We start from the raw sequence: 13,199 nt of genomic DNA, 5'->3' as shown, positions 1-13,199 counted from the left end.
CCCCATGAGGTCCCGGCGGGATTTCGGGGGCGTCGAGGTTGGGCTCACCAACCTCGACAAAGTTCTGTACCCGGCGACGGGCACCACCAAGGGTGAGGTCATCGACTATTTCACCGCCGTGGCCCCGGCCCTGCTGCCGCATATCGCGCAGCGCCCGGTGACTCGCAAGCGGTGGCCCAACGGGGTGCGCGAGACCTCGTTCTTCGAGAAGAACCTGCCCGAGCACGCCCCGAAGTGGATCGAGCGGCGGTCCCTGGAGCACTCCGATCGCGACGTGGTCTATCCGCTCATCGACTCGGTGGCCGGGATGGCGTGGCTCGGGCAGCAGGCCGCGCTCGAAATCCATGTGCCGCAATGGCGTTTCGCGGGGTCGGCGCGCGGGCCCGCCAGCCGGCTGGTCTTCGATCTGGACCCCGGGCCGGGGGCGGGGCTGGCGCAGTGCGCGGAGGTGGCGCTGATCCTGCGCGATGTGGTGGCCGAGGTGGGGTTGCGGGCCTTCCCGGTGACCAGCGGTTCCAAGGGAATTCACGTCTACGTGCCGCTGGATCGGGAACTGGGTCCGGACGGGGCCTCGACGGTGGCCAAGCAGGTGGCCATGAATCTGCAGCAGCTGCGCCCGCGTCTGGTGACCGCGACCATGGCCAAGGTCGCGCGCGAGGGGAAGGTCTTCCTGGACTGGAGTCAGAACAATCCGGCCAAGACCACCATCGCGCCCTACTCGCTGCGCGGGCGGGAGGAGCCGTGGGTGGCGGCCCCGCGCGACTGGGACGAGATCGCGGATCGGAAGAAGCTGCGGCACTTGCGTTTCGAGGAGGTGCTGGGCCGGCTGCACAGCGACGGTGATCTGCTGGCCGAGATGGACCCGCCGCTGGAATCGAATACCGCTCCCGCGCAACCGGATCGGTTGCACACCTATCGTTCCATGCGTGATGCCGGGCGGACGCCCGAACCGGTGCCCACGCGTCCACCCGCCCCGAGCGCGGGGAATCGCTATGTGGTGCAGGAACATCACGCGCGCCGCCTGCACTGGGACGTGCGCCTGGAGCGGGACGGGGTGCTGGTGTCGTGGGCGGTGCCCAAGGGCCCGCCGGTCGATACGCACGAGAACCGGCTCGCCGTGCACACCGAGGATCATCCGCTCGAATACCTGGATTTCCACGGCTCGATTCCGCGCGGCGAGTACGGGGCGGGGAAGATGACGATCTGGGATACGGGCGTGTACGAGACCGAGAAGTGGCGGGACGACGAGGTCATCGTGCGGTTTCGGGGCGAGCGGCTGGACGGGCGCTACGCGCTGATCCGGACGAACGGCAACCAGTGGCTGATGCATCTGATGAAGGATCAGTCCGGCGGCGGTACGGCGAACGCCGGTGCGGGCGCGCCGCTGCCGCGCGAACTGCTGCCCATGCTCGCCACCTACGGGGACGTCGGCGAACTCGACGGCGCGCACTGGGCCTTCGAGCCCGCCCTGGGCGGTGTCCGGTTGCTCGCCGAAATCTCCGGCGGCACGGTGCGATTGCGCGGCCGCACCGGGCGCACGGTCACCGGGAAGTACCCGAGCCTGGCCGCGCTGGGCCCGGCCCTGGCCGAGCACCGCGTACTGCTCGACGGCACGGCGGTCGCCCTCGACGCGCACGGCCGGCCCGATGCCGCACTGCTGCGGGCGGATTCGAGCGGCGCGGTGTTCGCGGCCACCGACATCCTGTACCTGGACGGCACGTCGCTGCTGCGCAAACGCTACGACGACCGCCGCCGCGTGCTCGAGGCCCTGGCCGGGGCCGTGCCGGCGCTGTCGGTGCCGCCGAACCTGCGCGGTTCCGGCGCGCAGGCGCTGGCCCGGGCCCGGGCGGACGCGACGCCGGGCGTGCTGGCCAAACGGCGGGACTCGGTCTACCTGCCCGGCAAGCGCGGGCAGGGGTGGATCTTCACCCCGAGCGACCCGCCGGGCGCGGGGTGACCGCGCTAGGCGGACTTCTCCAGTAGCGGGGAGATCGTGTCCACGTCGGTCTCGATCACGTGGCCCTGGAAGGCGAATTCGTCCCAGGCCCTGGCCAATCCGGCTTCGTCCTTCCCGCCGACGGCGTCGCGGACCACGACCGGGACGAACCCCAGGTCGGTGGAGTGCGCCACGGTCGGGGCGATGCCGATCTCGAGCGCGACGCCGGTGATGGCGTAGGAGCCGATCCCCAGGTCCCGCAGCGTGGAGGCCAGGGGAGTGCCCTCGAACGCGGACATGGAGGTCTTGTCGAAGACCGTCTCGCCCGCCTGCGGCTGGAGTTCGGGCACCAGCTGGAATCCCGGGGTGTCGCGCTGCAGGATCGGGGTGACGGCCTCGACCGAGTCCACCCCCTGCCAGTTCATGGCCATCCGCAGCGCGAAGGCGCCCATCAGCCGCTTGGGCAGGAACATGTGCCGCAGGAAGATGATCGGGTATCCGCCCCGCCGCGCGGCCTCGACCACCCGGACCACGCGCTCGGTGATCTGCCGCCCGTGCTCGAGTTGCCCGAGCACACCCACCTGCATGTCGTACACGATCAGCGCCATGCGCTCGGGCGCGCAGACGTCCTCGAGCGTTTCCGGAATCTCAACACCGTTACCGTGCCGCATCGCTCTCCGCTATCGGTAGCTCCCACAACAACTTTCGATCTTCACCCTACGCGGATCCGAGCGCGCGTGGCAGCCGTGCGGTAGGGGATGGAAGCCGGGCAGGTAGCGGTCGGCGTACGGGATCATGAGGTGGATGAGCGGGCCGATCCCGAAGGCGTAGACCAGGGTGCCGACGCCGATGCTCCCGCCGAGCAGCCAGCCGATACCCAGGACGGTCACCTCCAGGCTGGTTCGCACCAGCCACACCGGCCGCCCGGTGCGCCGGACCAGTCCAGTCATCAGGCCATCGCGCGGCCCGGGCCCCATGCCCGCGCCGATGTAGAGCACCGTGGCGGCCGCGTTGAGCACCACGGCCCCGAGCATGGCCGCGATCCGCCCGGGCAGCCCGTCCACCTCCGGCAGCAGCCACAGTCCCGTGTCCACCGCGATGCCGATGACCACGACGTTGCTGATCGTCCCCAGCCCCGGCCGCTGCCGCAACGGAATCCAGGCCAGCAACACCACCGCGCCGGTGATCGCGACGACGGTCCCGAAGCTCAACGGCACGTGCGACGCGACCCCCTGATGGAAGACGTCCCACGGATCCAGCCCGAGCGCCGCCCGCAGCATGATCGCCATCGACAGCCCGTACCACCACAGCCCGACGTACAGGGCGACCATCCGACGCAACAACATCGCCCCATGATCTCCCCAACTGGCCTGTGGATAAATATCCAGTCTCCATCGTCTGGACCCTTATGGATTCCACAACCCCCAGTCCACACCCTGGGGAAACCTGTGGATAACAGCAACCCGCCCCTGAACGGAGTCGCCCCGGCACAGCGCGCGCCCACCACCCCGGTACTGCCCCGGAACCGCGCAACAGATTCGAATGCGGGAGACAGAGCAACTGCCGAACGACCCCGCGATCTCGAGCCGACGGCGAGGGGTCTGTGCCGGTTCCTTGCCGTTGCCGGCCAGGCCGATATCGGGCCTGGCCCACGCCGGGGTCGGGCCCGGGGAGCGGCTCTGCAGCGCCAGGTCCCGCGGGCTGTTACGTGCGCCGGTGCCGGGTATCGCGCCGTCCACGTGATGCCTGGGCCCGTGACGCCGCACCGTGTCCGCGATGCCGGGTTGTAGCCGCACCGTTGCCTCCCGGCAGCTGTGTCGCGCCGGCCCGGCCGCGGGGCCGCCGTACCGTATCCACCGATGGGGTCGGTCGCGGCTGCCGCCGCGCCGGGGGTACGGCGTTCGACGGCGTGTCGAAACCGGGCAATGGGTACGAATCGCGCGACGTTGGGGTGCGGGCGGGGCGGTGTGTCCGGGCCGTCCGATCCCCCTGTGGGACAGGTATTTTCGGGTTGCCGGTCCGGAGCGCGACGCGCGGGAGCGCGTTGACCTGCGGGTATTCTGGGCAGTACGTTTGACACTCCGATGCGCTGGAATATGGAGGACGGCGTGACGTACGTGTTCGTGTGCCCGTCGCGTCGGCGGACGGGACGCGGGAGGCGTGTGTATGCGGAGCGATGACGCATCGGTCACCGGATGCGGAAACGGCGTGCGAGGGGGTGCTCGGCGGTTGCGAAGCTGGAGTCGCGTGGCTCTGGTCGGCCTGGTGGCGATGCTGGCGGCGCTACTCGCCATGCCGCACGCCTCGGCGAATATTCCCTTCCCCGACGATGATCCGTTCTACGCGGCGCCGGCCGGGCTCCGGTACGCGGACAACGGCGCGGTCCTGAACTCGCGCCCCATCTCGGTGCTGGGCCTGCCGCTCCCCGTGGCGGGCTGGCAGGTGCAGTACCGCAGCACCGATTCCACCGGTGCGGCGGTCGCGGACGTGGCCACCGTGCTGTCCCCGCTGCTGCCCTGGTTCGGCCCCGGCACCCGGCCGCTGCTGTCCTACCAGGTCGCCGAGGACAGCCTCGGCACCCGCTGCGCGCCGTCGTACGCGCTGCGCGGCGGCCGCGATTTCTCCATCGTCAACACGATGCTGGACGTGCCGTTCCTGACCGAGATGCTGCGCCGCGGCTGGGCCATCGTGGTCTCGGACTACGAGGGCCCGCAATCGCGTTTCTTCGACGGCGTGAACTCCGGCCGCGGCGTGCTGGACGGCATCCGAGCCGCCAAATCGTTTCCGCCCCTGGGTATTACCGATGCGAGCCCGATCGGGGCTTGGGGGTATTCCGGCGGCGCGTTCGCGACCCTGTGGGCGATGCAGCAGCGCGCGAGCTACGCCCCGGAGCTGTGGCTCTCGGGTGTCGCGGCGGGCGGGGTGCCCGCCGATATCGCGGCCATCGCGCAGCGGGTGAACGGGGAGACCCAGGCGGGTCTGGCGGTGCTGATCCTGGTCGCGCTGGCGCGCAACGATCCCGAGTCGGGCCTGTACGACACCCTGAATCAAGACGGTCGCGACCTGCTCGTGCGGGAGGCGAACGCGTGCGGCGCGGATCTGGTGGTCCGGTACGGCAACCAGCAGCTCGACGAATTCTCCGACACTCCGAATCTGCTGTGGAATCCGGCTTTTCGCTACGCCGCCCAGCGTCAGGAACTGGGTGACAACGCCCCCGACGTGCCGCTGTACCTCTATCACAGCGTCGAGGACGACGTGATCCCCGTGGCAGGCTTCAGCGCCCTGGTGGATCGCTACTGCGCGCTCGGCGCGAACCTGACGGCCGTGCACTCGGGCATCTCCGGCCACAATCCGGCCGCGGTGGTCGAATCCTTGGGCGTGCTGGGCTATCTCGCCGATCGGTTCGCGGGCGTTCCCGCCGCGCGGGGCTGTGTCATGCGCTGATCGCGGGTGCTGAGTGTGCTTTGCGGAACCGAGTGTCGTCTGCCGACCCCGGGTTCGGCTGCGAGGCCGGACCGGGGGAGAACCACTCGGGTTCGAGAGTCGTGCCGGCACCGCCCGGGCCGATGTGGGCTGTACCGCCCGGGCCGGTGTTCATCGAATCTGGGGGAGAGTCCGTAATTCCCTGCGCCCCATAGGTTTCGAAACTTTGGTCTAGAACTCGCTGACGCCCGCCCACTTGGTCGTGCCCGGTGCACCCGCCAGCGTGGAGATCAACTCGATTCCGGCGACGAACAGGGTCGGACCGCCGACCGCGAGCGAGCCGATGATGCTGCCCACCGCCGCGCCGGTGATCAGACCCGCCACGATGCCGGGCCCGGTGGGCGAGCTGATCAGCGCGCCGATCAGCGCGCCGACGGCGGTGCCGATGAAGGCGCCGACGGCGGTCGCGATGCCGAACTGGCTGGAGAAGTTGGCCATGGCCCGCTGGTTCTCGAGCGGCGAGGCGACCTCCTGCACCGCGGCCGGGCGGGTGGCGGCCTCGTTCTTGACCGCGGTCAGCGACAGCGTGCGGGCGTCCTCGCTGATGGTGCTGGGCAGCGGGTAGACCAGTCCGTCGGAAACGAACGACAGCGGCATGGCGACCACGGTGTTTCCGGCGGTGTCCTTGATGTTCACGGTGTTCCCGGCGTATTCGAACGCGCCGTTGGTCAGCGTCGTGACGACGGTGTTGCCTTCCAGGCGTGCCTCGTAGCCGATGTCGGGCGTGCCCGGCTCGGCGTGTGCGATCCCTGCCCCCGCGATGGCGACGGCGGTCACGACCGGTGCGGCGGCAGCGGTGATCTTGCGCAGCATTCTGTTGTGTCCAATCTTCATCAGGTTTTCGGGGCAACGCACGCCCAACAAGAAGAAATTCCCTTCCAGCTGGAAAGGTGTTGAGCCCCCGTGCTTTTGCGCTACCCCGCGTTCGTGGACACCACGTTAGCGTGCCGGGCCGACACGTCGAATCATTTTGGCGCCGGTGTTGGTCAAATGAGCAGGTCGATGCCGAATCCCAGGATGTATACCGCCGCGATGATCGCGAAGGCGACCGCGTCCGCGCGTCCCGGAGCGCCCGGTCGCGCCGTCAGCTCACCCGTGCCGCCGCGCGTGGTGATGGCCTCGCCGAGTTCGCCCGCCCGCCGGCTGGAGACCGCCATGGCGGCGGTCAGGATGTCGACGAGCGGGTTCTGCTCGGCCATTTTCATGACCGAATCGCGGGGCCGCAGTTTGCGGGCGGCGCGCAGGATCCGCATCTCCTCGAGCAGTAGCGGCAGCCCGCGCAGGGTCAGCGCGATCACCACGGCCCACTCGTCCACCGGGATGCGGTGCCGCACCCCGCGCCGGGTCCAGCCGACGTGCCGCAGCGGCGCGGCGAGCTTGGCCAGCGCGGGCGCGACCTCGCCCATCGGGGTGGTCCAGGCGATCAGGAACGAGGCCCCGAGCAGGATGAAGCCGAAGACGACGACCTTGGTGTACGACAGCACCGCGGTCATGCCCACCGGCGCGTTGATGAGCGCGCCCAGCGCGACGCCCGCCCAGAACCACCACGGGAAGCGCGGCAGGGTGCCCAGCGGCAGTTTCGCCAGCACCCACACCAGCACCAGGAACGCGACGGCGATGGCGATCAGCGGCCAGGACGGCACGAACATGAGCAGGACGCTCACCGCGAACGCGCCGATCATCTTGGTGCCGGCCCACAGCCGGTGCACCGGGCTGTCGATCGGCACCTCGCGCAGGACGACACTGCTCATCGGAACCCTCCGGTGAAGTCATGGGTGGCGGGCGGCGCGGCGACGGTGTCGCTCTCGGTGATGCGGCCCGCGCGCAGGTGCACGATGCGGTCGCACACGGCCGCCACGTCGGCGATGTCGTGCGAGATGACGATCAGTGTCAGGCCCGAATCACGCAGCCGGGCAATGAGTTCCACCACCCCCGCGCGTCCCTCGGGGTCGAGTCCGGCCAGCGGTTCGTCCAGCACCACCACCTGCGGGCGGCTGGCGACCATGGCGGCGAGCACCACGCGTTTGGCCTGCCCGCCGCTGAGCTCCTCGATGGATCGCGAGGCCAGCGCCCGGTCCAGGCCCACCGCGTCCAGCGCGCGGGCGACCGCCGCGGTGCCGGTGCCGCCCCAATCCTCGATCTCGGTGCCGACGGTCTGACGCTGCAGTTGCAGCCGCGAATGCTGAAATGCCAGCTGCACGGCGCGAATTCGCTTGTGCACCGGTTTGCTGCCGGTGAGTTCGCGCAGTTCGCAGGTGCCCGAGCTCGGCAGCGTGAGCCCGGCCATGATCCAGGCCAGGGTGGATTTTCCCGAGCCGTTGCCGCCCACGATGAGCAGCGCCTCGCCGCGCCGCACGCTGAGATCGACCCCGTGCAGGGCGGGCGCCTCCCACGGCGTGCCGCTGTTGTAGGTGTGCCGCACGTCGCGCAGTTCCAGCACCGGGTTGCCCATGGGGCGCGTGCGCTGATCGCGGACCGGGCGCGGCCACGCGGGCAGCTGGTCGACCGTGCGCCCGCCGCGCAGGTGGATCACCCGGTCCGCGGCGGCGGCGTCGGCCTCGTGATGGGTCACCAGCACCACCGCCATGTCGCGGCGGCGCGGCAGATCCGCGAGCAGCGCGACCAGATCGCGCCGGCCCTCGGGATCGATCATCGAGGTGGCTTCGTCGGCGAGCAGCAGGGTCGGTGTGCGGGCCAGGGCCGCGGCCACGGCCAAGCGCTGCTGCTGACCGCCGGACAGGGTGGCGGTCTCGCGCCCGCCCATGCCCTCGAGTCCGACCTCGCGCAACAGTCCGTCGATGTCGACCTCGGCGGCGTGGCCGGTGGGCAGTCCCCACACGACGTCGTCGCGGACGAGCACGCCCAGGGTCTGGCTCTCGGGGCGCTGCAGCACCATGGCGGTGCCGCCGCGCAGGCCGAGGCCGGCCGATCCGGGGCGGGTGACCTCGCCGCTGGTGGGCGGCCGGCCCGCGAGAATCCTGGTGAGCGTGGACTTTCCGGAGCCGTTGTGGCCGACGACGGCGACGAACTCGCCGCTGCGGACGGTGAGGTCGATGCCGTGCAGGGCGTCGGTCCGCGCGTTGGGATAGCGGAAACCGACCCCGCGCAGGGTGATCGGCAGCGGTGCGATGGGGCGGTCGTCGGCGGGCGCGTCGAGCAGGTCGTCGCGGCCGGGCAGCCAGGCCAGCCGGTCCAGCACCGAGCCGAGCACGAACCAGGAGATGATGCCGCTGGCGAGCATCGCGAACACCACGCCGCCGCCGACGAACACCCACCACCAGCGCAGCACGTAGTCGGTGGCCTCGGCGACGCCGCGGCCCAGGGGTTCGAGTGCCGACTGACGCGCCGCGATGTTCTCCAGGCCCTTGGCGGTGTTGTCGATACTGTCGAACAGCAGTTGGCGCGCCCGGGAGAACAGCAGCAGCATTCCGACGGAGAACGATGCACCGAGCAGACCGGTCAGCAGGGAGAGTCCGAGCACCGCGAGCAGGCCGCCGTGCCGTCGTTTGACGATGCCGATGATGCCGCCGATCACCGCGACGCCGACCAGGTTCACCGCGGGGACCAGGCCGCCGGCGACGAAGGTCACCAGGGTCGCGGCGATGGTGGCGGTGATCAGGGCGCGCAGCCGGTGCCGGTGCGCGAGCAGGCCGATCGGCACGGCCGCCACCAGTTGCAGCGCGGCCGCGAACGGAACGAGCGAGCCGACGGTCACCAATCCGACCGTCGCGCCGCCGAGTACCGCGCCGGTCGCGAGCTCGATGGGACGCAGGGCGCCCGCGGGCAGCGGGGGGCCGGTCGCGGCGGCGCGGGTCTGGGACGAATCGGTCACGCCCACCAGTCTGCCGTGTGCGCGGCGAGACCCGGGGATACCTCCACGACATCGGCACAACGCTGATTGCATTCATGCGCATTCGTGCATATATTGGTCGGCGTGGGACATGATCATTCACACGGCGTCACGCCGTCGAGCGCGTCGGGCAAATACCTGCCCCGCCTGGTGCTCGCACTCGCCATTGCCCTGATCTTCATGCTGGTCGAGTTCGCGGTGGCCTTCGCGACCTCGTCGCTGGCCCTGCTGTCCGATGCCACGCACATGCTCACCGATGTGGTCGGCATCTCCATGGCGCTGTCGGCGATTCTGCTGGCCCGGCGCAGCCGCCCGACGGCGACGCGAACCTTCGGCTACTACCGGGCCGAGGTGCTGGCCGCGCTGGCCAACGCGCTGCTGCTGTTCGGCGTGGCGATCTACGTGCTGTACGAGGCCGTCGTGCGGCTCGGCGAACCGCCCGAGGTGCCCGGCTGGCCGGTGCTGATCGTGGGCGCGCTGGGTCTTCTCGCCAATATCGTCTCGTTCCTGCTGCTGCGGTCGGGCGCGCAGGAGAGCCTCAACATCCGCGGCGCGTACCTCGAGGTGTTCGCCGATCTCATCGGCTCGGTGGGCGTGTTGCTCTCCGCGGCCATCACCATCACCACCGGCTGGCGGTACGCCGACATGATCATCGGTGTGGCCATCGGCCTGTGGGTGCTGCCGCGCACCTACGTGCTGGCCAAGCGGTCGCTGCGAATTCTGTTCCAGCACAGCCCCGAAGGGCTCGACGTGGACGAGATGACCGCGGCGCTGCGGGCGATACCCGGCGTGGCCGACATCCACGACCTGCACGTGTGGACCCTGACCTCCGGTATGGAGGTGGCCTCGGCCCATCTCACCGTCACCCCGCCGCACCCGACCGGCGAGGTGCTGCGCGCCGCCCAGCAGCTGCTGTCCACCCGCTTCCACATCGATCACGCCACCCTGCAGACCGAAGGACCGGAAGAGGCGAACCACTGCCGCGAACTGTCCTGGTAGCGAACGGGCTCGGGTTGTTAACCCTTTCGGGGGGTGGGGCCGATGAACCAGTGTCCGCATCGTGTCCGAATGCGCTGGCGGAATGGTTATGGCTGGTCGCATACTGCGGGCAGGCAGGGCGAAGGTCCGTGGCGCCGAGGGGGAATCGCAGGTGGGAGGGTCGCTCAGGGCGGGAGACGAGTTCGCCGGCTACGAGATCGTGCAGTCGCTGGGCGCCGGCGGCATGGGCGCGGTGTACAAGGCCCGCGATCGGGATCTCCCGCGCTTCGTGGCCCTGAAGCTGCTGACCGTGCCGGGCGGGGGCGGGGCCGAACATCACGTGCGCTTCCGCCGCGAGGCCGATGCCGTTGCGCGGCTGGATCATCCGAACATCGTCACGGTGTACGCGCGCGGGCAGGTCGACGATCAGCTCTGGATCGCCATGACCTACGTCGACGGCGATGACGTCTCGGTGGTGCTGCGCGGCGGCGCGCTCAATCCGGGGCGCGCGGTGCGGATCATCTCCGAGACCGCCGGAGCCCTGGACCACGCGCACGCGGCCGGGATCCTGCACCGGGACGTGAAGCCCGCCAACATCCTGCTGACCCGGGGACAGCCGGAACGGGTGCTGCTCACCGATTTCGGCATCGCCAAGACGCTGGACGAGAGCCAGCAGCTGACCGGCATCGGTGAGGTGCTGGCCAGCTTCCACTACGCCGCGCCCGAGCGCTGGACCGGGCCCGGCGACGCCGACCACCGCGCGGACGTCTACTCCCTCGGCTGCACGCTGTACCACATGCTCACCGGCCAGCTGCCCTTTCCCGGCCAAAGCGTCGGCCAGCTGCTGTACAACCACGCGTACGGCGATGTCCCGCAGCCGAGCCGCCACGTCCCCACCCTGCCCAGGGGTTTCGACGAGGTGATCGCCCGCGCCCTGCACAAGGACCCCGAGCACCGCTACCAGAACTGCACCCAACTGGCCCGCGCAGCGCTGCAGTCGCTGCGCGAGCCCTCGCACCCCCGCCACCGGACCCAGCCCCCGACCGAGCTCCTCGGCGGTCCGCCCAGCGACCCCAAAAATCCACCCCGCCAACCACACCCAGGCCCGTCGACCCACACCGGCACGACCTCGCACCCCGGCGGAATCACGCCCCCGCCCGGGGGTTCCGCGCGCCCGGCGACCGACCCGCGCTCACAACCCACCCTCCCGCAGCCGACCGGGCACCACACCTCCGGACCCCAGTTCACCGGCGCGACAGCGCATCCGCCGCGCCAGGGTCCGCCGCCGACCGGCTTCGCCGCCCGCCCGAATGAGGCGCGCCAGTTCACCGGCGCCGCGACGTCCGCGAATCAGCAAGGGGCGCAGCGTGCGATGCCCGCCGAGTCCGCGAACCGGCAGGGCGCGGCATCCGGGCCCGCATCCACCCGGGCGAGCCGGCCGGGACCGCCGCACACGACCGCGGTGAATCAGCAGGGGGCGTTGCCGACCGGCGCCGCCCATCCGAACGAGCAGCGGTCGGGAGCACCGGCGCACCCGAACCCGCAGGGGCAGCGGTCATCCGGGGCCGTCGCGCACCCGAATCGACAGGGCACGCATCCCGCCGCCTCCGGCGCGGGTCCGGTCGCGCCCGCGGCCGGTCAGACCTCCGGGCCCCAGCGCCGTCCGCTGCCGCCCACCCGGCAGCTGCCGCAGCTCGATCGGGAGCCCCCGCGCGCCGAGCCGGCCCCGAGCACGCCGGATGCCCCGCCCACCCTGCTGGACACCGGTTCCGCGTGGGAGCCGCCCGGCGGGCACGTCCCGCCCCCGCCCACCCGGCGCAAGCGGAGCAGGCCCGTCTGGATCCCGCTGCTCGTCGCGGTCCTGACGGTGGTCGTCGCCCTGGTCTATCTCCAGTCGCGCCGCGACGGCTCCCCGGCCCAAACCCTGCCCACGACCCCGTCGGTGGTGACCACGACCGCCGAGCCGACCACGACGACCGACGACGTGCTCACCACCACGGCGCAGCCCACGACGAGCACCACCTACCGCGTCACCACGACGACGACCACCACCTCGGTCAAACCGGTCACCACCCCCGTGCCGAACGTGGTCGGCCAGCTGATCGCCGCCGCGAAGGCGAAACTGGAGAGCGCGGGCTTCGTCGTGGTGACGGTCGACCGTGAGGACAGCAGCGCCAAAGGCACGGTCCTGTCCCTGGATCCGGCCGCGGGCACCCAGCGCGCGCCCGGCTCGAAGATCACCGCCTACGTCTCGACCGGGACCACCACGACCACGATCACCATGCCGAACCTGGTGGGCCACACCGTAGCCCAGGCCACCGCGGCCATGAAGGCCGCAGGCTGGACCGGCTCCCTGCACACCACGACCAAGAAGGTCACCGACGCCACCCAGGCCGACAAGGTAATCGCCCAGTCGGTGACCTCCGGAACCGCGATAACCCCCGACGCCCCGGTAACCGTCACCGTAGGCGAATCAGCCACCCCCACAACCTGATCACCGGCTAGGCGGGGGTTCTCGACAGCACCGTCACCAGGTGCCAGGTGGCGGAGGGGGCGTCGGCCGGGGGATCGGGGCGGGGGCGTTGCTCGACCAGCAGGTGGTAGTCGTAGCCGGGCTCGAAGTCGAAGCCGTCGATCCCGAAATAGTGGTTCTCGTAGGGGGAGCCGGGATCGCGGCGGACCCGTAGGCATTGCATCGGAGCCACACCCGTGCACGGCACCGTCTGCGGGGCCACGTAGATCTCGAAGCGTTCGGCGCCGGGGGCGACCGTCGGCAGCACCGCCGGGGACGAACCCGGGGCGGTGGTGGTGGCCGCGGGGGCGGTGGCCGACGACGCGGACGGCGTGTGGGCGGCGTGGTCGTCGGCGGACGTGGAGCAGCCGGTCAGGGGCAGGGCCGCGGCGAACAGAGCGGCGACGATCGGCCGCGGGCGGGGGCGCATGGGCGTGAAT

The 13,199-nt window shown here is 70.8% G+C and carries 10 protein-coding genes; 4 read left to right on the top strand and 6 right to left on the bottom strand.

Annotation, left to right across the window (positions count from 1 at the left end):
* Window positions 1–4 precede the first annotated feature (4 nt).
* A complete protein-coding gene (gene ligD / locus ACWDOP_RS23935) occupies window positions 5–1,957 on the top strand; it encodes a non-homologous end-joining DNA ligase (protein WP_456346850.1) in 1,953 nt (650 codons plus the stop codon).
* Window positions 1,958–1,962: 5 nt separating this feature from the next.
* Here the strand turns inward: ligD and ACWDOP_RS23930 are convergent, their stop codons facing one another.
* Together ACWDOP_RS23930 and yczE are read right to left on the bottom strand one after the other, a co-directional pair.
* Window positions 1,963–2,607, bottom strand: coding sequence for a cysteine hydrolase family protein (locus ACWDOP_RS23930; RefSeq protein ID WP_454208677.1), 645 nt, complete (start codon window positions 2,605–2,607; stop codon window positions 1,963–1,965).
* Window positions 2,608–2,616: 9 nt separating this feature from the next.
* Window positions 2,617–3,282 (bottom strand): membrane protein YczE, encoded by a 666-nt coding sequence (yczE, locus tag ACWDOP_RS23925; protein WP_456346849.1) that lies wholly within the window; start codon window positions 3,280–3,282, stop codon window positions 2,617–2,619.
* 901 nt (window positions 3,283–4,183) lie between these two features.
* Here yczE and ACWDOP_RS23920 point away from each other — a divergent pair.
* Window positions 4,184–5,380, top strand: a complete 1,197-nt coding sequence (locus ACWDOP_RS23920) for a lipase family protein (protein WP_454208675.1) — start codon at window positions 4,184–4,186, stop codon at window positions 5,378–5,380.
* A 210-nt stretch (window positions 5,381–5,590) separates the two neighbouring features.
* Here the strand turns inward: ACWDOP_RS23920 and ACWDOP_RS23915 are convergent, their stop codons facing one another.
* The 3 genes from ACWDOP_RS23915 to ACWDOP_RS23905 all read right to left on the bottom strand — a co-directional run bounded on the left by ACWDOP_RS23915 (window position 5,591) and on the right by ACWDOP_RS23905 (window position 9,251).
* Window positions 5,591–6,232 carry an ammonium transporter gene (locus ACWDOP_RS23915; RefSeq protein ID WP_456346848.1) on the bottom strand — a complete coding sequence of 214 codons (642 nt, stop codon included), beginning with the start codon at window positions 6,230–6,232 and terminating at the stop codon, window positions 5,591–5,593.
* A gap of 173 nt (window positions 6,233–6,405) precedes the next feature.
* On the bottom strand, window positions 6,406–7,170 hold the full coding sequence (locus ACWDOP_RS23910; RefSeq protein WP_454208672.1) for a CbiQ family ECF transporter T component: 765 nt from the start codon (window positions 7,168–7,170) through the stop codon (window positions 6,406–6,408).
* Entirely contained in the window at window positions 7,167–9,251 is a 2,085-nt protein-coding gene (locus ACWDOP_RS23905; protein WP_454208671.1) for an ABC transporter ATP-binding protein, read from the bottom strand. The genes ACWDOP_RS23910 and ACWDOP_RS23905 overlap by 4 nt, the downstream gene beginning before the upstream one ends.
* 102 nt (window positions 9,252–9,353) lie before the next feature.
* Here ACWDOP_RS23905 and ACWDOP_RS23900 point away from each other — a divergent pair, with 102 nt between their 5' ends.
* Both ACWDOP_RS23900 and ACWDOP_RS23895 read left to right on the top strand, forming a co-directional pair.
* The gene (locus ACWDOP_RS23900) at window positions 9,354–10,268 is read left to right on the top strand and encodes a cation diffusion facilitator family transporter (protein WP_454208670.1); all 915 of its coding nucleotides are present in this window, start codon (window positions 9,354–9,356) and stop codon (window positions 10,266–10,268) included.
* Between the two features lie 151 nt (window positions 10,269–10,419).
* Window positions 10,420–12,741 carry a protein kinase domain-containing protein gene (locus tag ACWDOP_RS23895; protein WP_456346847.1) on the top strand — a complete coding sequence of 774 codons (2,322 nt, stop codon included), beginning with the start codon at window positions 10,420–10,422 and terminating at the stop codon, window positions 12,739–12,741.
* Window positions 12,742–12,748: 7 nt separating this feature from the next.
* Here the strand turns inward: ACWDOP_RS23895 and ACWDOP_RS23890 are convergent, their stop codons facing one another.
* The gene (locus ACWDOP_RS23890) at window positions 12,749–13,189 is read right to left on the bottom strand and encodes a DUF4377 domain-containing protein (protein ID WP_456346846.1); all 441 of its coding nucleotides are present in this window, start codon (window positions 13,187–13,189) and stop codon (window positions 12,749–12,751) included.
* Window positions 13,190–13,199: the final 10 nt, after the last annotated feature.

This window comes from Nocardia sp. NPDC003693, from assembly GCF_053981095.1.
Note: the sequence above shows the minus strand (reverse complement) of the source record. Positions and strands in the feature narration are given on the sequence as shown.

Excerpts from the sequence above, each read along its gene's own strand:
- ligD (WP_456346850.1), top strand. The coding sequence starts at position 5 with ATGAGGTCCCGGCGGGATTTCGGGGGCGTCGAGGTTGGGCTCACCAAC.
- ACWDOP_RS23930 (WP_454208677.1), bottom strand. The coding sequence starts at position 2,607 with ATGCGGCACGGTAACGGTGTTGAGATTCCGGAAACGCTCGAGGACGTC.
- yczE (WP_456346849.1), bottom strand. The coding sequence starts at position 3,282 with ATGTTGTTGCGTCGGATGGTCGCCCTGTACGTCGGGCTGTGGTGGTAC.
- ACWDOP_RS23915 (WP_456346848.1), bottom strand. The coding sequence starts at position 6,232 with ATGCTGCGCAAGATCACCGCTGCCGCCGCACCGGTCGTGACCGCCGTC.
- ACWDOP_RS23910 (WP_454208672.1), bottom strand. The coding sequence starts at position 7,170 with ATGAGCAGTGTCGTCCTGCGCGAGGTGCCGATCGACAGCCCGGTGCAC.
- ACWDOP_RS23890 (WP_456346846.1), bottom strand. The coding sequence starts at position 13,189 with ATGCGCCCCCGCCCGCGGCCGATCGTCGCCGCTCTGTTCGCCGCGGCC.